This window comes from Maribacter thermophilus (genome assembly GCF_001020565.1).
Taxonomy (GTDB): Bacteria; Bacteroidota; Bacteroidia; order Flavobacteriales; family Flavobacteriaceae; genus Maribacter; species Maribacter thermophilus.
The window spans coordinates 3,580,529-3,603,298 of sequence record NZ_LDAS01000001.1 but is presented as its reverse complement, the minus strand read 5'-3'; the positions used below and the strand labels follow the sequence as shown (position 1 = coordinate 3,603,298).

The window sequence follows — 22,770 nt, the reverse complement described above, 5'->3', positions numbered from 1 at the left end:
GTGACATTATAGGTCATAGGCCCATTGTAATCTTACAAGAAGAAAAACAACGTAAGCTGAACCTATGTACAACTTTCTATAAAAAGCAAGTACTAAAAGATGAAAATAAACGCGGAACATATAGCGTATGCAACCCTATCCACAAAATCGAAGACCTGGATACCGAAAAGGAAGAAGAAGGGTTTATGTTCTTCGTCGTTTTTTTCATTATAACGAATTCATACGGGTTAAAATGATTTCCAAGCTATTTTACATTACTTTGTAATTCTTGTTAATTTTCGTTCATGAAAAACCCCCTATTATTCATAATCTTGTTTTTTTTAGGCAATTTTGTTTCATTGGCTCAAATTCCCGTATCCGAAATACAAGCTCTAAAGGCTTTTTATGATGCGACCGGGGGACCTGATTGGTTCAGCGAAACGGATGGTGACCCTACAAACGATTGGAATTTTGTGGTCCCCATAGAAAATACAATAGTAAACAATGATTGGTATGGGCTGACCTTATCACCAAATAACGTTACACGAATTAATATGAACATTACCGGTGATATAGCCGGGAGGAACAACCTGGTAGGAGTATTACCAGAAGAAATTGCAGATTTACCTTTTCTAGAGTATTTAAATGTAGAGCTTGGAGAGCTGTCAGGGTCCATACCCGCCAGTATAACCACATTAACGAATTTGACATCGCTTGACCTACGAGGAAATAATTTTACCGGAGGCATCCCTAACAATATTGGAGATTTGTCAAATCTTACAATGCTTGACCTAAGCCAGAACCAATTAACGGGCGAGATACCGCCCTCATTGCTTTTATTGAACAATTTGACTACTCTCTCATTACGTTTCAATGAGCTGACGGGCGAGATTCCCATTGGTATAACCAACTTAATAAATCTTCGTATTCTCTATTTGGGCACAAACAATTTTACGGGTTTTATCTACCCGGAATATGCCAATCTTATTAATTTGACGCACTTTGAGCTTGAGAATAATGAGCTAACAGGAGATATACCGGAAGAATTGGGAAATCTGGTGAACATGGTGGACTTTAGGATTGGCAGTCAAGAACTGACGGGAACGCTGCCTGCATCTTTAGGTAATTTTGAAAATATTCATACTTTTAATATCAGCAGTACCCTTATAGAAGGACCTATACCGCTTAGTTACGAAAATTGGTCCGACCCCAAATTAATTGTACTTGACCGCAATAATTTAACAGGTCAGGTTCCGCCACAGTTTACAAACTTCAATAATTTAGAATGGCTTGCTTTAAATGGTAATGAACTAGAGGGGGCCATACCTGATTTTAGTGGCATATCAACACTATGGAATTTTACTATAGCAAATAATCGTTTTCAATTTGGGGATTTCGAGGATCAGTTCTATAGCTATAGCTCCAATATTTTATATTTTGTGGACAACCCCCAGGCAAAGGTCGACGAGGTAGAGAACATTACCACCTGTACGGGAAACACAGTTACCCTCGAAACTACGGTAAGCGGTTCCGCCAATACCTATGAATGGTTTAAGGACGGCGTTGCCATCCCAGGTTCCGACAGTGCCAATTTGGAACTGGACAACCTCCAACCTTCAGATTCCGGGGTCTATACCTGTGTGATAACCAGTGGTATCGTTACCGATCTGGTATTGGAAAGAAACCCGATAACGCTTACCGTAAGTGACGAAGGCCCAACCGCCAACCCCATTGAGGATTTTTATGCATGTGACACGGACGGGGACGGTATTGCAACCTTTACCTTGGACCTGGCCCAGATGGAATCCCAAGTGATCGGCTCACAGACCGGGGTCACCGTGTCCTATTTCGACGACATGGGAAACCCCTTAAACTTAACGGCATCATATACCAATACCACTACCGTCCAACAGGATATTACGGTTAGGGTGACCAGTTCCTCGGGTTGTTACAACGAGACCGTTTTTACCCTTTTTGCCCAAGAAGCTCCAGTAGCGGATACCTTCGGGGATGTAGAGCGGTGCGATAATTTCACATTGCCGTCGTTGAGCACGAACAACTTTTATTATACGGGACCTAATAAAACGGGAACACAACTATATCCCGGGGATGTCATATCGGAAACGACCACCGTGTACGTATATGCAGAAAACGGTTCGGGATTGGATACCTGTACTGACGAAAGTAGCTTTACGGTTACCATCGATAGGGTGAACGACGTTACCCTGCTGGAAGATGTGACCGAATGCAAGGGCTATATTCTACCTATCCTACCTACAAGCGAAGGCTATTTTACAGAGAGCAATGGTGAAGGCCTGCAATTGTATCCTGGAGATGAAATCGTTGAAACGCAATTGATCTATATTCGCGCGGAATCCAATGGATGTGCCCGAGAAACTAGTTTTACCGTGACCATTGACACTGCCGCCTGCGACGATTCGGAATCTTTGGGGCTTCCAAAGTTCTTCACACCCAACAATGACGGAACCAACGATTATTGGGACACTTCCATTCTTGCGAGGGGAAACAGAACCTATATTTATGTGTTCGACCGCTACGGAAAATTGTTGGTGCAATTGGACCCCAAGAACAATGCCACTTGGGACGGCACCTATAATGGTCGACCAATGCCCCCCAGCGACTATTGGTTTAAATATGTAGATCAAGATACAGGAAAAACATGGTCCGGTCACTTTACTTTAAAAAGATAGGAATAGCGCATACTTAAAAAAGAGCCACGTAATTACAAAAAATCGTAACCGGTATATAAAAGCGGTTCGAGCGCAGGCTCGGACCGCTTTTTGTTTGCACCTATTCCAAGCCTGTTTCCAACCATCATCTTATCCCTTTCCTAAAAAATTTGGCTTTATGTGACTTTGGTGACATTATAGGTCAATCTTCCATCGTAATTTTACGATTAGAAAAATGAAAAGAAGCTTAGAACATATCGAATACAAGGATGATACCGAAACCTTGGCGAAATTTGCCAAAGCACTGGGGCATCCTACACGCATTGCCATTTTAAAGCATCTTGAAAGTCAGTCTTGCTGTTTTACAGGCGATTTGGTGGACGTGTTTCCCTTGGCGCAATCGACCATTTCCCAACATCTGAAAGAATTGAAAAATGCGGGACTTATCCAAGGAGAATTGAAACCGCCCAAAATAAAATACTGTATCAACCAAGAAAACTGGAAGATTGCAAAATCCTTGTTTCAGGATTTTTTTAAATAATTTTTTTAATAATCAAATCGTCTATTGGCGATAAACAAAGAAGTTGTCATGAGTAAAACAATTAAAATTTTAGGAACCGGTTGTCCCAAATGTCAATCATTGACAGGAGTTGTCAAAGACGTTGTATCCGAAAACAACATAGACGCCACTATTGAAAAAGTAGAGGATATCATGGAAATCATGAAATACAACGTAATGACCACCCCGGCATTGGTCATTGACGATGTGATCACGATAAAAGGCCGGGTGCCCTCAAAAGACGAAGTATTGGCATTGTTAAACTAATCTTGATACGATGGACTACCAAATCAAAGCTTCCTCGATGGCCAATGACGATGCCACTATCCATATCAAGGAATCGAACATCGATTTTGAAACTACTTCAAAAACCGCTGACAGTCTGCCCAATCCGGCCGAGTTGTTCCTAGGAGCCTTTGCTGCCTGTATGCTAAAAAACGTAGAGCGTTTTTCTACCATGATGCGATTCTCCTATACCAAAACCACATTGGAGGTACAGGCCACGCGTCTTGAGAGTCCTCCTAGAATGGATGCCATCGAATACAGCTTAACGATCTACAGCGATGATGACAAGTTGAACACGGCCCTATTGAAAAAGAACATCGAAAAGTTCGGCACCATTTACAACACCGTAAAGCTTTCATGTTCCATTTCGGGGACCATAAACACTGTTACAAATGTTTGATTGGTTGCAACATTTTGCCGATTGGTTGATCTATTCGGTGTTTGGAATAGGTGCGGATACCCATTTGGGTATCGCCTTGAATTTTTTTGTCTTCGACACCTTGAAAATTCTTATCCTCCTATTCTTTATTGTTTTCATCATGGGGATAGTGAACGCCTACTTCCCAATAGAGCGATTAAAAGACTACCTGAACAAGAAAAAGCTCTACGGGCTAGAGTACTTTTTTGCCTCTATTTTTGGTGCCATCACCCCTTTTTGTTCCTGTTCGTCCGTTCCGCTTTTTATCGGCTTTGTACAGGGAGGCATTCCCTTGGGGGTCACCTTTGCCTTTCTGATTACCTCCCCGCTGGTCAACGAAGTGGCCGTTGCCATGTTTCTGGGGATGTTCGGGGTAAAGGCCACCTTGATCTACGCCCTTTCGGGAATTCTCTTGGGCTCCCTTGGGGGCTGGCTCTTGGGCAAATTGAACTTGGAACATTTATTGTCCGATTGGGTCAAGGAAATACTTGAAAACAAAATGCAACAGGCCGAATTCCAAGGGGAGAAACGAAGCTTTCGCGATCGTTTGCCTGAGATTACCCGTGGCGCCTGGGATATTGTCAAGGGCGTGCTGCTGTACGTAATCATAGGTATTGCCATTGGCGCCGCCATGCACGGTTATGCGCCCGAGAACTTTTTTAACCAATACTTGGGCGGTGGCCAATGGTGGACCGTACCCCTAGCGGTGTTGGTGGCCGTACCCATGTACGCCAATGCCGCCGGTATTGTTCCCGTTATTCAGGTCTTTGTGGCCAAGGGAGTACCCCTAGGGACTGCCATTGCCTTTATGATGGCCACGGTAGGCCTTTCCATTCCCGAAGCTACCTTGCTCAAAAAAGTGATGTCACTAAAGCTAATCGCTATTTTCTTTGGGATCGTAACGCTGTGCATCATCCTATCGGGATATCTGTTTAACCTCATCTTGTAATTTTTAGCATCCATGAAAAAAGTCATTTTTATTCTCTCTATCATCGTTTTTACATCGCAGTCTCTCTTAGGGCAGACCGTACCCACCGTACATTCCGTTGGGGCGATGAAGGATATGGGCAACACCTACGACCTTAAGGTCTGGCTGGATACCCTTCCCCAGAAATCGCACCTATACGGCATGGGACCCTATGACCGTATGAAGGGTGAAATAACCGTTGTGGACGGCAAGCCCTTCCATGCCTCGGCTTTTGAGGATGGAAAAGCCGCTGTGGGTCAGGGTTGGGATATCCGTTCCCCTTTTTTTGTGTATAGCAATGTGCCCGAATGGGAGGTGTACCATGTTGACGGACCATTGAACAGCGTTGAGGACATTCAGCACAAAGTAGCATCCCTGGCCAAAGAAAAGGGCTACGACCTGAAGGAACCTTTTGCCTTTAAGGTCGCTGGAGAATATAACGAGCTTACCGTACATATCGTTACGCCGAGAAATCCGGAAGTGGAAGGATATAAACCTGATGTAAAATCACAAAAATTCACATCCGAAAACGAGAAAGGCCAATTGATAGGCTTTTATTCGGAACAACACCAAGGAATCTTTACAGGTTCCAAAAGCTTTGTGCATGTCCATTATTTAAGGAACGACCAAACCTTTATGGGCCATTTGGATAAAATTACCTCAGGTGACCGTTCTTTTAAGCTCTACCTTCCTAAAAAGAAAAATCGCCTAAAAACGGGAATGCGGGTCAATGATACCGATTTTTCCAAGGGGCGTATAGGCCATTTTCAAGATATAGACCTTGACGACCTTGTAAAATTTCACGGTCACCTTTGCGACGGCTTGGTAGTGGGCCATCTTGCCCTGCAAGAGGCCCTGAACGAACTGTATCCCGACGGACCCATAGACCGTACCAATACCCGTATCGTAAGCCAACCCTCACCCTGCTTGACCGATGCGGCCATATACACCACGGGGGGAAGGTATCAGTTCAACACCTTTTATGTTTCCAAGGATATTGACGGCCTTTTTACCGTGCAGCGTATGGATACGAAAAAGACCGTAACCGTGCATATGAACAAAGGGGTGAAACCCGAAGAAATAGACAAGCTGGGTGCCCTTGCCATAAAAGGGGAACTGCCGGCCTGCGACTTGGACAAGCTCAAAAAAATGGAAGACGATTTTACCGAAACCCTATTGTCTACCAACCCTAAGAACAATTTTACCGTTACAGAAGCCACCAATTTTAAATGGAAGCCTGTTTTAAGGAACGATTTTATAAAGACCGACATTCTTAACAAGGACAAAGAAAAATGCCTGGAAGGCGATCAGGGCAAGTAAATAAACCGATCACCTCCCGTTTTAAACCCGGTACAATGGAAAAGGCCATGAAGCTTATTCTCGATGTTAACTAACACTAGCGGCAAGAAGAGAGGGCCCGGTATACAAACCGGGCCTTTTTTTATAGGGCAATTTTCGAATGATTAAGTCCCAATACCCCTATATTGGAGCCGCCCCACTTATTTCATGTAAACGTATTCCTAAATAAAACCATCCTCTCTTTCTGTAGGACGCAGCTAAAGGATTGAAGGGCAATTAGTTCCCTTAGGCGTTGCTTAACCGAATGTAGTTAGCTCTATATTTGTATGAAAAAGAGTACGATTTGACCCATAGCTTTAAACATATAGACTACCTAAAACATGGCAATAAACGGCAAAAAATCGCCTATTACGAGATCAAGAAATACCAAGTCTATGACAAACTAAAAAATTATGACCCCATTGTAACGGGCACCATTCCCATAGCTATCGATTTACCAGAAAGTGATTTGGATATCATCTGTCAATGCCAAGACCACAAAGCCTTCTCAAAGCACCTACAGGAACAGTTTGGTGACCAGAATGAATTTAAGTTGGCCACTATTTCCCAAAACGGTGTTCTGGCGACCATCGCAAGTTTTAGCACGCCCCATTTTGAGTTCGAGATCTTTGGACAAAACGTTCCCGTCGAAAAACAAAATGCCTATCGCCATATGCTAATTGAGCACCTTATTCTACAACAAAAGGGAAGTGAATTTAGAAAAGCGATCGTGGAGCTAAAGGCTTCGGGACTCAAAACCGAGCCTGCCTTTGCCAAACTGTTGGGCCTCCCCGGAAATGCATACGAAGAGTTACTTAAACTGAACCTCGCCTCTTTTTAACCAAACCATGATTTTCTTCCTAAAATACCGGCCTCTAGAATAAGGATATACTTATTTACTATTTTAGCCGTGACCGAAAAAACTTCCTTTATGAACGAACAATTGAAATACGACCTGGAACATCTGAAAACCCTTCTTGAAGCTGTAAAACATCAAGGACTGGACTATTTAAACCACCTTAACGATCGGCCAACATCAAAAAAAGATTCAGAACTAGAATTTTCGGAACTAAGGGAAGCAGGGATAGGTGGATTGGAGGCCCTTAACCTGTTCAATAAGAAATTCGAAAACCTGATTGTTGGTGCGCCGGGACCAAGGTATTTGGGCTATGTCATCGGAGGAACCACTCCTGCCTCGATCATGGGAGACTGGTTGGCAACCGTCTACGACCAAAACCCACAAACCATTAATGCCCAAGGCGACATCTCTATGCTTATCGAAAAAGAGACTATCCGTTTGCTTTTAAACTTATTCAGGCTTCCCGATACATTTTTAGGAGGGTTCGTTACCGGAGCGACCATGTCCAATTTTACCTGCCTTGGTGTCGCCAGACAGTGGGTCGGAAAGGAAAAAGGCCTCGATTTTGCCAAAAATGGACTCTCCGGGGATATAAAAATACTTTCGGCCGTACCCCACTCTTCTTCCTTAAAAACATTGTCGATGTTGGGAATGGGAAGCACTAATTTTGAAAAGGTCAAAGTTGAAACAGGAAACAGGGAATCGATTTGTATGGAAGACCTATTGCTGAAAATGGAACAATTGAACGGACAGCCCTTTATACTGATTTCTAGTGCCGGGACCGTGAATACCGCCGATTATGATGATTTTAAGGCAATATCAAAATTGAGGAAAAAGCATAATTTCTGGTGGCATATCGATGGGGCCTTTGGTGCTTTTGCCGCCTGCTCCCCCAAATACCAACACTTGGTAAAAGGCTGGGAACACGCCGACAGTATAACCATTGACTGTCACAAATGGCTGAACGTACCTTATGACAGTGCCGTTTTTCTAATAAAGGAGCATCATAATGTGTTGCAAATGGAAACCTTTCAAAATTCGAATGCGCCCTATTTGGGAAATCCGAAGGAAGATTTTAATTATTTGAACTTTTTGCCCGAAAACTCAAGACGCCTTCGGGCCTTACCGGCATGGTTTTCCTTAACGGCCTATGGCAAAAACGGCTACCGAGACATCGTTGAAAATTCGGTAACCTTGGCCAAGCGTTTGGGCGAAGCCATTGACAAAAGTGAAGTGTTTGAACTATTGGCCCCGGTAAGGCTGAACAATGTTTGCTTCACCCTTAACGGAAAGGAAAAAAATGAGGTAGTCGGTTTTTTGAAACGATTGAACCAAGCTGGAAAAGTATATATGACACCGACCATGTACAACAATAGACATGCCATCAGGGCTTCATTTGTCAATTGGAGGACCACTTCGGAGGATGTTGAAATCATCATCGATGAATTGCAAAAAGCCCTTACGAATGATTAGATACCTTTTACCATTAGGAGCATTTTACTTACGATGCTTAAAAATGTTCCTGAATGGAGCTATTTCCCTTTGAAGAGCGTTGGACGTATTCTCGGTCACACTAATCACCTTTTATTACAACCGCTATCATATAATAAATACCCCAATCAAAACGTTCACACTAACCCAACCCCTTTAATAAAATTAGATATGAAAGCCCTAGCCCGTATGATTTTGGCTTTGCTCATCTTAAGCGCTTGTTCCGACGATGCCAAGGAAGACGATGACCCGACCCTACCTTCTGTTGTAGATGATCTGGAAGGCCCCATTAACAAACCCACAGAAGGTTATGGTAGCGATGGCACCTACACCGTGGCGAAAATCGCATTTGAAAGTCCCACCTACGAAGGAAAAGACGTGGAAGTCTTCTACCCCGAGGAAGCAACGGGCCCCCTACCTACCATTTTCTATTCGCACCCTTATGGCGGCGAGGAAAGTGAATACAACATTGGACTTTACGAATTTATCGCCAAGAAAGGCTACGCCGTGGTCTTTGCACCCTATCCGACCACAGGGGTTTCGGTAGAGGAACGCTACGAAACCTTATGGGAAAGTTTTAAAAAGGCGGTAAGCGATTACCCCGAAGTGGTAGCTACGGAAAAAGTGGGTTTTATGGGACATTCTTTTGGAGGAGGCGCTACCTTTTCTTTGGCCTATAAAGGCTTTGTGGAAGAAGGCTGGGGCGAAAACGGTCGCTTTATCTTTACCATGGCACAGTGGTTTTCATACGACCTGACCGATACGCAATTGCAAAATTTCCCCTCTAATACCAAACTCATTACCCAGGTCTATGATGATGATGTGACCAATGACCACCGTATGGCCATCGATATTTTTAAGAACATCAATATAGCGGACTCGGAGAAGGACTTTATTTTGATCAAAAGCAGCACGGTGGACGGCTATACCTATTCGGCCGAACATAACCTTCCCAATACACAGACGGCCTATGATGCCTACGACTATTATGGCATTTACCGCCTTTTGGATGCCCTGATCGATTATAGCTTTAACGGAAATTCCGCTGCAAAAAATGTGGCTCTGGGCAATGGTTCCGTGGAACAGATAACTATGCCCAGCTACGATGGCGAGGCTTTAGAGCCTTTGGTGGTCACGGACGACCCCACCCCCTTGTATGCACAATCGAACTACTTGTTCAAGTGCGGGGCGGCAAGCAACCCGAGAAGCGCCTATTGCGAATAGGGGGACGGTCACGTAGTAAAATTCGCTATCTTCACCCTACCATAGAAGGGGCTACTATGGGGTATGAAATAGAGAAACAACCATGTTTTTGGATAATTTAGAATATATCAACATCGATGGGCAAACGGCCGATTTCCCCATGCATTTTCATGAAACTTTTTGTATTTCGTTGATCCATCAAGGTATTGAACAGATCGAGTTTGAAGACCAAAGTTTTTTTAGTGAAAAGGGCAGCATATCTATTACCAACCCATATGAGATACACGCCAATCCCTTAAGCGAATCAAAGGTTGCCTTAAAATTCGACACCATCTATCTGTCAGGCGACCTGATGAAATACCTGTTCGAAGGAAAAAACATCACATTCGAAAACCGAAAGATCAATAACGAAAAGGCCAACCTATTATTCGTACAACTGACCAAAGCCATGGATACCGGCAATGCAAAAACAATCGAACTTGCTTTGCATCGGTTTGCAAATGCCATAAAATATCATTCACAGGAAAATATGGGGACCCACGGGAAGCCGCATTTTAGCGATTTCAATGAGATCGATCTCTATATTGAAAACAACATCCATGAAAAATTCAATTTGGACGACCTATCAAGAATGGCCAACATCAACAAATATGGTTTTGTCAAAAAATTCAAGGCCACAACGGGTATGACCCCAATGAACTATATTTTGATGAAAAAGGTTTTTTCGTGCAAAGAGCTCATAGACGCACATACCGAACTTACGGATGTTGCCTATCGATACAATTTTACCGATATGGCCCATTTTTCAAAAACCTTTAAACGCTTTGTCGGTGTTTCCCCAAAAAAATACCAAACACATCTTATCGAAATTTTATAATTGCCAATATCTTACAAGTGTCTGGACGGACAGAGATTTACTTTTGGAAAAAAATAATTTCCGAATGAAGAAAACCGTCTTTTTCCCGCTTCTTTTTTTTATGGTTTCATGTATCGGCCTTGCACAATCCGTTGACGACCCTTTTTCGCAAAAAAGGATGCGCAAAGACCTTGAAGTGTTTAAAAACATACGCCTGAAGGCCAATTCGGGACTGTACAAATACCGCACCAAGGAACAAATCGACAGCATCTACACCTGGGCGGACCGGGCAATCGACCGAGCGAATACTTATGGCGATTTTTACAACATCATTTGCCAACTGACCGATTTTGAGGGCAGTTTGCACAACGATACAAGGTTACCGGAGAGATATAACCAATCGATGAAAAAGGAACAAAACGGTTATTTCCCCTATCCCGTCAAATGGATAGAGGGTAAGTGGATCATAAATTTTGACAAGGGAGAAATACCGCTTGGGGCCGAAATTATATCGATCAACACTATAAAAATGTCCGATATCATAAAAAACCTATACAAATATTACACTACCGATGGTGTAAATACCACTGGAAAACGCATAGGAATAACATACAATTTTAGTAAATATTACCGATTGCACTATGGCCTATCTCCTGTATTTGAGGTTGCGTACAGGCCCCATAATTCAAATGAGGTCCAAAACGCTACCCTAAAGGGAATCGCCTATACGGATTATTACAAAAATGTAAGGCAAAGGCACTCCATAGCCTTTGATGAGGTCGATTACAAAGATTGGGAAGAAGGGGAAACCTACAGTTACAAGGACATAGATGGAGATACCGGCATACTAACGGTAAACAGTTTTTCTTTGGGAAACAAACAATCTTCGTCACATGGCAGGTACCTCACCTTTTTAGACAGTGTGTTTACCCATATAAAAAACAAGAGGATTAAAAACCTCATCGTTGATGTTCGTTACAATGGCGGTGGTACCGACCCCAACGACCTAGTAACCTATTCTTACCTTACCCAAAGGGATTTTAAGGAAAACAAACAAGCCTGGGTCAGCTTTAAAAAGCTCCCTTATCTTAAATATGCCTTTACAAAAATCCCCCGTTTTTTAAGGCCACTGGGCGCAGGCAAGTACAATAAAATGTTTAAAAATAATTTTCCGGAAGAGATAGATGGAAAGTTCTACCAAGACGAAAACAACGAAGACCACCAGATTAGAAAACCAAGGCCACATGCCTTTACCGGAAATATCTATTTATTGATAGGTCCGAGGGTGGCATCGGCAGGAAGTCTTTTTGCCGCAATGGTCGCCGGAAACGACAACACAACCGTAATAGGAGAGGAAACCATGGGCGGTTATTATGGGCACAACGGACATACCCCGATGGGATACATTTTGCCAAAATCAGGAATGGCCGTTTTCTTTTCGGTCGTAAATTTGGAACAGGATGTACCCCAGAAGTCGAACCAGTGGTACGACAGGGGCATTATTCCTGATTATGATGTACCGCAATCGTATAATGACTTTCTGCAAAACAGGGATACTCAAATGGATTTTACAATCGATCTTATAAGGAAGAACAAAAACCGGTAAAACCGCCGAAACAGACAAAAGGCTTACCGCCCCCGAACATCCTTGGAACCCCATTGGTCCAAGCTACGTAAAATGGGCCCCAAGGATTTTCCCCGTTCCGTAAGGCCGTACTCCACTTTTGGTGGAACCACGGGAAAGACCTTTCGCGATAGGAGTCCGTCTTTCTCCAACTCCCGTACGGTCTGCGTAAACATTTTGTTGGAAATGCCCGGGACTTTCTTTTGCAATACGCCCGACCGCAAAGGCCCCTCCAACAAATGAAACAAAACCAGAGGTTTCCATTTGGTACCGATCAAATTCATCGTGTAATGTAAGGGGCAACTATTATCTTTATTCAATTATAGTTTTTATTTTATTAATATTCAATATTTTACTCGTTTTGGTAACTATACTACTTTTTGGTAAGTTATTGCCTATGAAGCAAATATAAGCTAATCTTGCCCTCTAAAAAGAAACATATGGCAAGGAATACCAATTATCCTAAATCATTTTCACATATCGGAATAACGGTACCCGATATACACAAAGCCGTTAGCTTCTATTCGGAAGTAATGGGCTGGTACATTATTATGGAACCTTCCATGATCAAAAAGGAGAGAGAGACGGCCATTGGCCAAATGTGTATCGACGTATTTGGTGAGAATTGGACAGAGTTTGAAATTGCCCATTTGTCCACCTCCGACGGCATTGGGGTAGAGCTGTTCTCCTTTCCGAACGGTATCAAGGAAGCTCCTGAATTTAATCCCTTCAATACCGGTCTTTTCCATTTTTGCGTACAAGATCCCGATATTGAAAAACTCATTGACCAAATTGTGGCCCACGGCGGCAAACAAAGAATGCCGATCAGGGAATACTATCCAGAAGACAAACCTTTTAAAATGTGTTATGTGGAAGACCCCTTCGGAATCGTTTTTGAAATCTACACCCATAGTTACGAACTTACCTATTCCTCTGGGGCCTACGCAAAATAAGGTTTCGGGGTGCGAGTAAAGTCGGATATTTTGTTTTTGGGGATGGGTACGATTTTGAAGACCTTATAAAGATTGTTAACCATAAACGATTTTAACATCCCGTTAGAACAAAAAACAAGGAAAACACCCTAAAATTGGGGACTGAATACCACTACCGGTTCTGTGAACGAGTAGTCGTAACATTAAACAGAAAGCATGAAAAAAGTACTATGGGCCTTTTTATTGATTTTAGGTACCTTTCAACAGTCAAAAGCACAATCGGATAATTTACAATGGCTAGATATTGAATTGGCCAACTACCCCTACCCATATCCGGTCTCGGTTTTGGAGCTGCGTATTCAGAACCAAGATTTAAAAATGGCTTACATGGATGTGATACCAAAGAATTACAATGGCAAGAACATTGTATTGTTCCATGGCAAAAATTTTAATGGAGCCTACTGGAAAACAACCATAGAAGCGCTGTCAAACGAAGGGTTTCGTGTAATCGTACCCGACCAGATCGGCTTTGGAAAATCGTCCAAGCCCCATCATTTTCATTACACCTTTCAGCAGCTTGCCCAAAACACCAAAACATTACTCGACTCTTTAGACATAAAAAAGACGGCCATTTTAGGGCATTCTATGGGAGGTATGTTGGCCACACGTTTTGCCTTGATGTATCCAGACACTACAGAGAAACTTATTTTAGAAAACCCCATTGGTCTGGAAGATTGGAAATTAAAAGTGCCCTATAAACCGGTAGAATGGTGGTATAATAACGAACTTAAAAAGAACTACGAAAGCATTAAAAAGTATCAATTGGTAAGTTATTACGACAACCAATGGAAAGCGGAGTATGACCCATGGGTAAATTTATTGGCAGGGTGGACGCTAAACTCCGATTACAAAACCATTGCCTGGAATGCCGCATTGACCTACGACATGATCTTTACCCAGCCCGTCGTATACGAGTTTAAGCACGTTACCGCACCTACACTTTTAATAATCGGCACAAGGGACCGTACGGCCTTGGGAAAACCATTAGTTACTCCAGAAGTAAGAAAAACAATGGGTCTGTACAACGAACTGGGAAAAAGAACCCAAAAAGAAATACCCAATGCGCGCTTGGTAGAACTGGAAAATGTGGGCCATTTACCCCATATCGAAAAATTTAACGGTTTTATAAAACCTTTGATACAGTTTATGAAAGAGTAATCGATAAGTGTCTCTTTGTGAACCAAGATCTTCCTTGGCCTCACTATTTAAACGATCGGTGGGGGTCAAAGGCATCAATATTCATAGACGTCTCTTTATCATCAACAATCTCTGAAATCAATTTTCCGGTTGCAGGCCCCAAGCTCCATCCCATCATGGCATGCCCTGTAGCAACATAAAGATTGTTCAATGAATTGCTTCTGCCAATATACGGAAGCCCATCTGGCGATACCGGTCTCAGACCACATTCGGCATTGTTTATTTCCTCTTCGGTAATTCTAATCTGAGGATAGTATTTATGGACAGCATCGGCTATGGCCTGTACCCTGCCCTTATCAATTTTATAATCGACCCCAGAAAATTCCATAGTACCCGCAAAACGTGTAAATCCGTCCATTGGTGTTACCGCCACTTTGGCTTCCATTAAAATAGCCGGATACTCAATTCCCGTAGGTCTGTGTACATTGATACAATATCCTTTCCCCCCTTGTACCTGTAAATTGATTCCTAATTTTTTGGCTAAATTACCACTCCAAGAACCGGATGCAAGTACTACATTATCTGCCTTATAGGTATGGTTCTTTGTACGGACTGCATTTATTTTGCCATCTGTAATATCGAAACCGTCTACCTCTTCCTCATATATGATATTTACCCCGGCATGTTTTAGATATTCGTACATCTTTTTCATAAAAACGTTGGGTGTACTATGTGCATCGCAATGATAATGAACAGCACCATTGGCCACAACTTCAGTATTTCCGTGCAATGCCTTTAATTGGTCCTTATCCAACGTCCCTACCTCTAAACCCAATTGTTTGGCTTTATTGGCTACGCCCTTTTCCTCTTCTTCGGAAACCTCTGTTTGATATAACATTAATAGGCCCTTCTTCTCCAAATGAAATTCTCCCAGATCGCCAGAATTTCTGATCTCGTCATACAGACCACTACTTAGAAGGTTAATGTCTTTGAGGACCGGGGCCGCCTTTACCACTTTTTCTTTGGTCGAGGATGTATAAAAAGACCATGCCCATTTAAAAAAATCAAAATCCCATCGGGGTTTTATATAAAAAGGACTCTTACTATCCATCATCATAGATAGCCCTTTGGTAATAACGCCGGGGGCGGCCAACGGAATTATATGACTTGGGGTAAGATAGCCCGCATTTACAAAGGAAGCTCCCATTCCTCCTTTTGTTTTTTCGAGAACCGTTACCTCATGTCCGTTCTTATGAAGGTAGTACGCGGAACAAAGTCCTATAACACCACCTCCCACAACTACTATCTTTTTTCCCATAACAACTATATCACTTGAAAACCAAAAGCATAAGGGTCGTCTTCATGAATCGAAATTTCATTATAACCATATTGTCTTGCCCATCCCTTTATACTTGGTATAATACCGTTAAAATCACCTATTTTACATGTTGCTTCCGGTACTCCTACAAATTTGGAACCGATAAAACTCTCATGCACGAACTCATCACCCAACCCCAATTTTCCTTTGGCAAACCATTGCGCCATTCTTGCCGAGGTTCCCGTACCGCAAGGCGAACGGTCAATAGCCTTATCACCATAAAAAACGGCATTTCTGGCCGTGGCATCGGAAGAAATGGTTTTACCTGTCCATAAAATGTGGCTAACATCTTTGATAGAAGTATTTTCTGGGTGTATGAATTTGTTCGGATAGGTTTCGTTTATTTTTTGTCGAAGTTCCCTAGCCATTTCAATCAACTGCGAAGCGGTATAATCTTGTAAGCCCGAAAAATTTTCTTGGGGGTCTACTATGGCATAATAATTTCCTCCGTAGGAAACATCAATGGTCAGTTCCCCTAAAAACTTGGACGTGACCTTTAAATCGGAAGCAGCCAAGTAAGAACCTACGTTCATCAGCTTCACCCATTCTACCTTATGGCCGTTTTGATGATAGGTAACCTCCACCAATCCCGCAGGTGTTTCCATCCTAATTTTACCAGGCACTTTTGGCGTCACCACACCCTCTTCTATAGCCATGGTAACGGTTCCTATGCTACCATGTCCGCACATGGGCAGGCACCCACTGGTCTCTATAAAGAGAATTCCAAAATCATTATTGGGATCACTAGGCGGATACAAAAACGATCCGCTCATCATATCATGTCCGCGAGGTTCGAACATTAGTCCTTTTCGGATCCAATCGTACTCCTTCAGAAAATGGAGTCTTTTTTCGCTCATATTGGCCCCTTCTAGTTTAGGGGCTCCTTCGACTATTAACCTGACAGGATTGCCACAGGTATGGCCATCAACACACTTAAAGACATGTTTCTTCATTCAAATCAGCTCTTTTTAGCATTTTCAATATAGTTATGGACCCGTCTTTCAAGAATGGGCAAAGTAACCGTTCCCTGTCCTAAAATAACGTCATGAAATTTACGAATATCAAAATCGGGCCCCAATACCTTTTCTGCCTTTTTTCTTAGTTCCCTTATCTTTAATTCTCCCATCTTATAAGATAATGCCTGTCCGGGCCATGCAATGTACCGATCCGTTTCGGTATTGATCTCATGCAACGACAAGGCCGTGTTATTTTTCATAAAATCCAACACTTGTTGCTTTGTCCATCCTTTTGCATGAATACCCGTATCTACCACCAACCGGGCTGCACGCCACATCTCGTAGGTTAACTTACCAAACTTTTCATAAGGCGTTTTGTACATGCCCATTTCGTCACCCAAAAATTCGGTGTACAATGCCCAACCTTCACCAAAGGCAGACAAATACATATTTCTTCTAAACCTTGGAATACTATCGGACATTTCTTGATTTAGGCTCATTTGTAGATGATGGCCCGGTACCGCTTCATGTAAGGTAAGCGATGGCAACACATACAAGGGCCTGCTTTCCAGTTTATAGGTATTCACCAAATAATAACCAGGCTCTGTTGCACTTCGGGAACCGGAATACCTACCACCTGTATATTTGGGGGCAAGCGCATCTGGAACCTTCTTTACCCCATATGGCTTTCTGGGCAAGGTTGAGAAATAAGCGGGCAATTTTGCATCTATTTGCTTGGCAATATTTCTAGCTTCTTTTAAAAGATCTTCTCCTTCCGTTACATAAAATTGGGAGTCGGTTCTTAAAAACTCTAGAAAATCTACAAACTCCCCTTTAAACCCAACAGATGTTATAATCTCTTGCATCTCTTTTTTGATCCGGGCCACTTCCTTCAATCCTATTTCATGAATATCATTTGCCGTATATGAATGGGTGGTGGTGAAGTAATCAATCCGGTTCTGATAGGCCTCTTTACCACCAGGTGTATCGGAAATACCCAGAGTACTTCTTGTTTGGGGAAGATATTCCTTCTCAAAAAAAGTTTTGATCTTCTTAAAAGTTGGTACTACCGATTTTTCAATAGCAACCTTCGCCGCTTCCATAATAGAATCTTTCTGCGCACCGGTAAGCGTATTTGGCAAATTTTTGAAAGGTTCATAAAACTGGTTGTCTTCTATCCTATCCGTAATATGCTGGTTATAGGTAGACTCGTAGCCATCGAAAATAACCTTGGGTTGAGATACCCCTTTTTTCAAAGAACTTCTTAAAACAACAAAATGTTCATCTGCAAAACGGGGTATATCATTAAGAACACTCAGGTATCTTTTTGCATCCTCATAACTCCGTATAGGTCTTATGCGGTAATTGAGGCTTAAATGAAATCCCTGATCCGCCTGTATCGGATTTAAATATAGGCCATGTTTAAACCTGTCTACCCTATTGGTAAGACTAAAACGAAGCAATTCTAGTGAAATACCATCTGTTTCGGACAGGTGATTTACCTGAATTTCTTCTAGCTCCTTTAGCTTCTTTTCAGCAAATACAGCATCTTTCTTGTAAATTTCCGGTAGGTACCTGCCCAAAGGATATTTACTGGAATCGTACAATTTAAATTCCTCTACCTCTGCAATAATCTTATTTAAAAGTGCCGCACTGTTTTTGCTGTCTTGCGCAGAGACATGTACCGTTATAGGCAACAGCCATAGCAAGATAAGAAGCTTTCTAATGGTCATAATTATATATTCAGGTCTTTGATTAGGCTAATACTTCGGTTAAATTAAGGTACTCGGGCAAAACCGGCCTTGATGCAACACCTTCTTTTATTATTTTCAATACTCTTTCGCGTTCCGCTCCCTGCAATGGTAATCTTGGGGCACGTACGGTTTCTGTTCCTATCCCGGTAGCAACTTCGGCCAGCTTAATATTTTGTACCAACTGCGGGTTTATATCGAGTTCTAGCAACGGCAAGAACCATCTATAAATATCCAATGCTTCTTTAATTCTACCTGCCTTGGCAAGTTTATAGATAGCAACCGTTTCTGCAGGAAAAGCACATACCAAACCTGCTACCCAACCATCTGCACCCATGAGGATACTCTCTAACCCTAAGGTATCTACCCCGGTCAAGACCTTAAGGCGATCACCGAATCTATTTCTTATTCTGGTAACATTGGAAATATCCCTAGTACTCTCTTTTACTGCCTGTATATTCTCTTCTTTGATCAGGGTCTCGAACATATCCAAAGTAACCTCTATACCATAATCTATAGGGTTATTGTAAATCATGATCGGTAATTTGGTACTTCTGGCGATTTCTTGAAAATACGTTACGGTTTCGTAGTCATTTGCCTTGTACCTCATCGGGGGCAACACCATGAGGCCATTTGCACCGTTTGCCTCCGCTGTTTGCGCCACTTTAATGGCATCTTGTGTGGTTTGCTCCGCTATGTTCAAGATTACGGACACCTTACCTTCCACAATCTCTAAAGTCTTTTTAAGCAATGTTTCCTTTTCTTCAGTGGTAAGCGTGCTGGCCTCACCTAAAGTTCCTCCAAGAATAATTCCACTTACCCCTGCTGAAACCTGCGCTTCAATATTAACCTGAAACATTTCTAAATCTAATTTACCGTCTTTTGTAAATTTTGTAGTAACCGCAGGCATAACCCCGCTCCATGAAACTGCCATATTTTATATATTTTGTTTTGATAAAATTATGTAGAAGATAGAATACCTTGGTAATGATATTTTATCATTTACCTATACTATATTGCCCTATAAAGCAATCAAAAAAGCAATTACCTATCATTATATGCTAATCAGTAGACAAATACAGAATATCTACACCCTGTTAGCGACGCTAATACATTTTTACAATGACCATACAATGTAAGGGTTCTTAAAAACAGTTATAAGCATAAGCATAACCATCTTATCGATATCAATTAAATCACACAACATTTAAGTCCAGTAAAAACCACAGATAAACAAGGCATATTCCCCCAAATATTGTATAAATGGCCTAAAAATTGAATGATTTGTATTAATTTTCCCCTTTTAACCGCACTAAAGAATACTATAAAATGAAAAATATCCTTTCTGTCTTTGTCCTCATATTTATAAGCACCACCTGTCTTTCACAAAAAGTGAATACCAAAATGCTTGAAGGGTTTTCTGAACTTAAAGTGTACGACCGTATAACCGTATCCCTAAAAAAAAGTAACGAAAACAAACTTGTAATTACCGGGGACGACAAGGATGAAGTAAGTATTTCCAATAAGAACGGACTGCTTAAAATTAGGATGGAATTCGACAATTTTATGGACGGCGACGAAGCCCATGCTACTTTATATTACAATGGAGATATAACTCTTTTGGACGTAAACGAGAATGCCAAAATAATTTCGGACGAAACCTTTAAAGCCGATAAAGTGGATATAAGGGGCCAAGAGGGCGGTGTCATCAATTTAAAAGTTGACCTGAACGAGGTTTTTGTAAAGGCCGTATCGGGCAGTGAAATTACCCTTACAGGATCAAGTAAAAAGCAAGAAATCTCATTAAATACGGGCGGAAAAGCCTATAATGAAGAACTGGACACCTTAGAGACCATGGTAACCGTAATGGCAGGCGGAAGAGCGGATGTAAAAGCTTCTGAAGAGGTAAACGCAAAAGTTAAGGCAGGTGGGTCTATCTATATATATGGAAATCCAAAAAATATTACACGTGATAAGGTCTTTGGTGGAAAAATCAAGGAAATGAATTAGTTATTGACCTAATTCACGGGCTTCAAAAGAAATTAATTCATTGTTCAGAAAGCTTGAAACAACCTCTATGGGGTTGCAACATACTTCGCAATCCTCTACATATGTTTGTTCGGATACGGACGGATCCATGAGCATAGAAATATCTTCCCAACAGTAGGGACATTGAAAAAAATGCTCATACATATAATTATCCAGAATTTAGTTTGTCCTTAATTTTTTGACAAGTTCTTCCAAAGTCATTCTTTGGACAAGGTTATCGGCATTTGAAGTAAATATTGTTCTATCTCTAAGTTTCAATCCCAAATTATCTTCTTGTTGCTCCAATAACAACTCTGAAGCACTGCCCTTCATTTCTTCCAATTGTACATCAAAACGTTTCTTTAAGGTGATTACCCCTTCTAGATTTGACAGCTCAAACCCCCAATAATCCAACAAACGCCTTACACCGCTAAAAAAACTTATGGCTATAAAAATAAGTGAGGCCACGGCAAGTTTCATCGCTAGGGTAAATACATCTAGCTCATCTCCATTTATAAACGTAAAAACTAAGTCTATAACCCCATTTATACCAATAAAAAATAGTACCAATCCCAGAATTACCGAAAATATATCGGTTAATACAGCATTCTTTGATCTTTTGACTACAACACTCTCACCATTCGATGACGCATTAAAACCAAGATCTTTAAGATATTCTAAGTTCTTGATCCTTTGAAGCTTTTCGGATATGGCCCTTTCCAATCCGGACACATCCGCTTCGGACAGCTTTCTCTTTTCTATTTCAGTTTTTAAGATTAACTGCGATTCGAAAGTTAGCATAGAATACTGCTCCAACAACTCTAAAAGCTCCTTATCCGTTTTACTACTGTACATATCTAATACTTTTAAGTTGACCTCTATATTACAATTCAACATTTAACAACTGGCCCGTAAGTTGCAACAACTGTAGCTCGGCCAATTTAGCATCATACTTTGCCAAATTCTTGTTTGTTTGGGCATTCAACAGATTTATCTGCGCCTGTCTAAACTCTATAGAAGTAATTCTACCTAATTCAAATTGTTCTTTTGACCTTTCAAAATTGTTCTGGTTGGTTACTACGTTTTGCTCCTGTATTCTGTAAATCTTCAACATGTTCTCATAAATGGCCATAGCGTTTTGCATGTCCCTATTTACTTCAAGTGCCACTTGTTTTTTTAGCAGTTCTTGGTTTTCATAGGCAATTTTAGCATTTTTCACCCTTACCGTGGTACCGCCACCATCGAACAAATTCCATGTTAAGCTAGCTCCCAATGCCAAACTATAGCTGGTTCGGTTGCTACCGGGAATTATCTGCCCCGGAAGAAAAGAAGATGGCGCACTCTGGTTTAGGTTCCACCCATACGAACCGGTAAGCCCTATAGTCGGTAAATAGCCCGATTTGCTGACCTTAATATCATACTCATTTATCTGAAGGTTCTTCTCTGTCTGTAAAATCGCCACGTTATTAGACATGGCCTCCTCCATATATTCCACCAGCTTTATTCTTGGAATGAAATTTATCAACGTATCTACCGAAAAATTCTCATTAAGGTTTTGGTTCAATACCACATTGAGGTCTCTTTTGGCATTTGCCAATTGCTGTTCCGTATTCAATAAATTGATACTATCATTGGTGACATCTACCTGTGCGTTTAAAATATCCAACTTGGTATTCTGCCCGTATTCAAAAGAATACTCGGCCCTGGTTATTCGCTGTTTTGATATCTCCAAAGCCTGCATCTGTACGTTTCTATTTTCCGTTAAGCGCGCAACTTCAAAGTAAACACTAAACAATTGAAGCATGGTATTCTCTATAGTCTCACGTGCCTGTAGTTCACTTAAACGATATTGCTCTTTCAACTTTTTATAGTTGTACAGTCTTCCCAAACCATCGAACAATGTATAGTTTAATTGCACTGCCGAACTATATGTTTGCGACTCTGCATCGTCTATTACAATATCTGCCCTTGGTTCGCCGCTTTCTTCGAACTGGCCGGGATATTCTGTGGTGCTGTTCAAATTATTGTAGTTTGCCCCGGCAGTACCCGTAAGTGTGGGTAAATACCCTGAGTTTAAAATACCCGCATTGTTCTTTGCTATATCTATTTCGTTTTTGGCTATTTCTATTCCAAAATTACCTTCTAGCGCCTTGGCCACCGCTTCTTCTTTAGAAAGTACGTTTTCTTGAGCAATGACTAGAGCAGAAAACGCTAAAAGGAAACAGGTTAATCTAAACTTTATCATTATGATTTTTCTTC

The 22,770-nt window shown here is 41.6% G+C and carries 22 protein-coding genes; 14 read left to right on the top strand and 8 right to left on the bottom strand.

The genetic code is table 11. The features are described 5' to 3' along the window. Positions 1-284: 284 nt before the first annotated feature. The 11 genes from AB657_RS17745 to AB657_RS15550 all read left to right on the top strand — a co-directional run bounded on the left by AB657_RS17745 (position 285) and on the right by AB657_RS15550 (position 12,251). On the top strand, positions 285-2,690 hold the full coding sequence (locus tag AB657_RS17745) for a T9SS type B sorting domain-containing protein (RefSeq protein WP_052958721.1): 2,406 nt from the start codon (positions 285-287) through the stop codon (positions 2,688-2,690). A gap of 214 nt (positions 2,691-2,904) precedes the next feature. Beyond that, positions 2,905-3,210: an ArsR/SmtB family transcription factor gene (locus AB657_RS15595; RefSeq protein WP_047247350.1), complete on the top strand. Its 306-nt coding sequence runs from the start codon at positions 2,905-2,907 to the stop codon at positions 3,208-3,210. A gap of 48 nt (positions 3,211-3,258) precedes the next feature. Beyond that, positions 3,259-3,495: a thioredoxin family protein gene (locus tag AB657_RS15590; protein WP_013995769.1), complete on the top strand. Its 237-nt coding sequence runs from the start codon at positions 3,259-3,261 to the stop codon at positions 3,493-3,495. 10 nt (positions 3,496-3,505) lie between these two features. Then, a complete protein-coding gene (locus AB657_RS15585) occupies positions 3,506-3,913 on the top strand; it encodes an OsmC family protein (RefSeq protein ID WP_047247349.1) in 408 nt (135 codons plus the stop codon). Continuing rightward, positions 3,906-4,880: a permease gene (locus tag AB657_RS15580; protein ID WP_047247348.1), complete on the top strand. Its 975-nt coding sequence runs from the start codon at positions 3,906-3,908 to the stop codon at positions 4,878-4,880. The genes AB657_RS15585 and AB657_RS15580 overlap by 8 nt, the downstream gene beginning before the upstream one ends. Positions 4,881-4,892: 12 nt before the next feature. Then, complete coding sequence (locus AB657_RS15575) at positions 4,893-6,218, top strand: FmdE family protein (protein WP_047247347.1); 1,326 nt, start codon at positions 4,893-4,895, stop codon at positions 6,216-6,218. A gap of 322 nt (positions 6,219-6,540) precedes the next feature. Further along, positions 6,541-7,077 carry a DUF4269 domain-containing protein gene (locus AB657_RS15570; RefSeq protein WP_052958764.1) on the top strand — a complete coding sequence of 179 codons (537 nt, stop codon included), beginning with the start codon at positions 6,541-6,543 and terminating at the stop codon, positions 7,075-7,077. 90 nt (positions 7,078-7,167) lie between these two features. After that, on the top strand, positions 7,168-8,568 hold the full coding sequence (locus AB657_RS15565) for a pyridoxal phosphate-dependent decarboxylase family protein (protein WP_047247345.1): 1,401 nt from the start codon (positions 7,168-7,170) through the stop codon (positions 8,566-8,568). 189 nt (positions 8,569-8,757) lie between these two features. Then, positions 8,758-9,810, top strand: coding sequence for an alpha/beta hydrolase (locus tag AB657_RS15560; protein WP_047247344.1), 1,053 nt, complete (start codon positions 8,758-8,760; stop codon positions 9,808-9,810). Positions 9,811-9,898: 88 nt separating this feature from the next. Then, positions 9,899-10,666, top strand: coding sequence for an AraC family transcriptional regulator (locus AB657_RS15555; protein ID WP_198146909.1), 768 nt, complete (start codon positions 9,899-9,901; stop codon positions 10,664-10,666). Between the two features lie 64 nt (positions 10,667-10,730). Then, positions 10,731-12,251, top strand: a complete 1,521-nt coding sequence (locus AB657_RS15550; RefSeq protein WP_047247342.1) for a S41 family peptidase — start codon at positions 10,731-10,733, stop codon at positions 12,249-12,251. Between the two features lie 23 nt (positions 12,252-12,274). Here the strand turns inward: AB657_RS15550 and AB657_RS15545 are convergent, their stop codons facing one another. Then, positions 12,275-12,553 carry a winged helix-turn-helix transcriptional regulator gene (locus AB657_RS15545; RefSeq protein ID WP_047247341.1) on the bottom strand — a complete coding sequence of 93 codons (279 nt, stop codon included), beginning with the start codon at positions 12,551-12,553 and terminating at the stop codon, positions 12,275-12,277. 156 nt (positions 12,554-12,709) lie between these two features. Between AB657_RS15545 and AB657_RS15540 the strand changes: the two genes are divergently transcribed. Beyond that, the gene (locus tag AB657_RS15540) at positions 12,710-13,222 is read left to right on the top strand and encodes a VOC family protein (protein ID WP_047247340.1); all 513 of its coding nucleotides are present in this window, start codon (positions 12,710-12,712) and stop codon (positions 13,220-13,222) included. Positions 13,223-13,417: 195 nt separating this feature from the next. Then, a complete protein-coding gene (locus AB657_RS15535; protein WP_047247339.1) occupies positions 13,418-14,419 on the top strand; it encodes an alpha/beta fold hydrolase in 1,002 nt (333 codons plus the stop codon). 43 nt (positions 14,420-14,462) lie between these two features. Here AB657_RS15535 and AB657_RS15530 read toward each other — a convergent pair whose 3' ends face one another. Genes AB657_RS15530 through AB657_RS15515 form a run of 4 tightly spaced genes read right to left on the bottom strand, consistent with a single transcriptional unit; the run spans position 14,463 to position 19,417 of the window. Beyond that, positions 14,463-15,716 (bottom strand): NAD(P)/FAD-dependent oxidoreductase, encoded by a 1,254-nt coding sequence (locus AB657_RS15530; RefSeq protein ID WP_047247338.1) that lies wholly within the window; start codon positions 15,714-15,716, stop codon positions 14,463-14,465. 5 nt (positions 15,717-15,721) lie between these two features. Then, positions 15,722-16,729 carry a 4-hydroxyproline epimerase gene (locus AB657_RS15525; RefSeq protein ID WP_047247337.1) on the bottom strand — a complete coding sequence of 336 codons (1,008 nt, stop codon included), beginning with the start codon at positions 16,727-16,729 and terminating at the stop codon, positions 15,722-15,724. A gap of 5 nt (positions 16,730-16,734) precedes the next feature. Further along, on the bottom strand, positions 16,735-18,465 hold the full coding sequence (locus AB657_RS15520) for a DUF885 domain-containing protein (RefSeq protein WP_047247336.1): 1,731 nt from the start codon (positions 18,463-18,465) through the stop codon (positions 16,735-16,737). Positions 18,466-18,487: 22 nt separating this feature from the next. Continuing rightward, positions 18,488-19,417 (bottom strand): dihydrodipicolinate synthase family protein, encoded by a 930-nt coding sequence (locus AB657_RS15515; RefSeq protein ID WP_047247335.1) that lies wholly within the window; start codon positions 19,415-19,417, stop codon positions 18,488-18,490. Between the two features lie 395 nt (positions 19,418-19,812). Here AB657_RS15515 and AB657_RS15510 point away from each other — a divergent pair, with 395 nt between their 5' ends. After that, entirely contained in the window at positions 19,813-20,493 is a 681-nt protein-coding gene (locus AB657_RS15510; protein WP_047247334.1) for a head GIN domain-containing protein, read from the top strand. Here the strand turns inward: AB657_RS15510 and AB657_RS17885 are convergent, their stop codons facing one another. The 3 genes from AB657_RS17885 to AB657_RS15500 are packed head-to-tail and all read right to left on the bottom strand — an operon-like array spanning position 20,494 to position 22,756. Further along, a complete protein-coding gene (locus AB657_RS17885; RefSeq protein WP_084696442.1) occupies positions 20,494-20,676 on the bottom strand; it encodes a CPXCG motif-containing cysteine-rich protein in 183 nt (60 codons plus the stop codon). 15 nt (positions 20,677-20,691) lie between these two features. After that, on the bottom strand, positions 20,692-21,366 hold the full coding sequence (locus tag AB657_RS15505) for a hypothetical protein (protein WP_157491766.1): 675 nt from the start codon (positions 21,364-21,366) through the stop codon (positions 20,692-20,694). Between the two features lie 28 nt (positions 21,367-21,394). Next, positions 21,395-22,756: a TolC family protein gene (locus tag AB657_RS15500; RefSeq protein ID WP_047247332.1), complete on the bottom strand. Its 1,362-nt coding sequence runs from the start codon at positions 22,754-22,756 to the stop codon at positions 21,395-21,397. Between the last annotated feature and the right edge of the window lie 14 nt (positions 22,757-22,770).

Bases quoted from the DNA above. Each gene is read 5' to 3' on its own strand.
- AB657_RS15575 (WP_047247347.1), top strand. From the start codon at position 4,893: ATGAAAAAAGTCATTTTTATTCTCTCTATCATCGTTTTTACATCGCAG.
- AB657_RS15565 (WP_047247345.1), top strand. From the start codon at position 7,168: ATGAACGAACAATTGAAATACGACCTGGAACATCTGAAAACCCTTCTT.
- AB657_RS15515 (WP_047247335.1), bottom strand. From the start codon at position 19,417: ATGGCAGTTTCATGGAGCGGGGTTATGCCTGCGGTTACTACAAAATTT.
- AB657_RS15540 (WP_047247340.1), top strand. From the start codon at position 12,710: ATGGCAAGGAATACCAATTATCCTAAATCATTTTCACATATCGGAATA.
- AB657_RS15505 (WP_157491766.1), bottom strand. From the start codon at position 21,366: ATGTACAGTAGTAAAACGGATAAGGAGCTTTTAGAGTTGTTGGAGCAG.
- AB657_RS15580 (WP_047247348.1), top strand. From the start codon at position 3,906: ATGTTTGATTGGTTGCAACATTTTGCCGATTGGTTGATCTATTCGGTG.
- AB657_RS15530 (WP_047247338.1), bottom strand. From the start codon at position 15,716: ATGGGAAAAAAGATAGTAGTTGTGGGAGGTGGTGTTATAGGACTTTGT.
- AB657_RS15525 (WP_047247337.1), bottom strand. From the start codon at position 16,729: ATGAAGAAACATGTCTTTAAGTGTGTTGATGGCCATACCTGTGGCAAT.
- AB657_RS15595 (WP_047247350.1), top strand. From the start codon at position 2,905: ATGAAAAGAAGCTTAGAACATATCGAATACAAGGATGATACCGAAACC.
- AB657_RS15560 (WP_047247344.1), top strand. From the start codon at position 8,758: ATGAAAGCCCTAGCCCGTATGATTTTGGCTTTGCTCATCTTAAGCGCT.
- AB657_RS15520 (WP_047247336.1), bottom strand. From the start codon at position 18,465: ATGACCATTAGAAAGCTTCTTATCTTGCTATGGCTGTTGCCTATAACG.
- AB657_RS15500 (WP_047247332.1), bottom strand. From the start codon at position 22,756: ATGATAAAGTTTAGATTAACCTGTTTCCTTTTAGCGTTTTCTGCTCTA.
- AB657_RS15545 (WP_047247341.1), bottom strand. From the start codon at position 12,553: ATGAATTTGATCGGTACCAAATGGAAACCTCTGGTTTTGTTTCATTTG.
- AB657_RS15510 (WP_047247334.1), top strand. From the start codon at position 19,813: ATGAAAAATATCCTTTCTGTCTTTGTCCTCATATTTATAAGCACCACC.
- AB657_RS17885 (WP_084696442.1), bottom strand. From the start codon at position 20,676: ATGTATGAGCATTTTTTTCAATGTCCCTACTGTTGGGAAGATATTTCT.
- AB657_RS15550 (WP_047247342.1), top strand. From the start codon at position 10,731: ATGAAGAAAACCGTCTTTTTCCCGCTTCTTTTTTTTATGGTTTCATGT.
- AB657_RS15590 (WP_013995769.1), top strand. From the start codon at position 3,259: ATGAGTAAAACAATTAAAATTTTAGGAACCGGTTGTCCCAAATGTCAA.
- AB657_RS15535 (WP_047247339.1), top strand. From the start codon at position 13,418: ATGAAAAAAGTACTATGGGCCTTTTTATTGATTTTAGGTACCTTTCAA.
- AB657_RS17745 (WP_052958721.1), top strand. From the start codon at position 285: ATGAAAAACCCCCTATTATTCATAATCTTGTTTTTTTTAGGCAATTTT.
- AB657_RS15585 (WP_047247349.1), top strand. From the start codon at position 3,506: ATGGACTACCAAATCAAAGCTTCCTCGATGGCCAATGACGATGCCACT.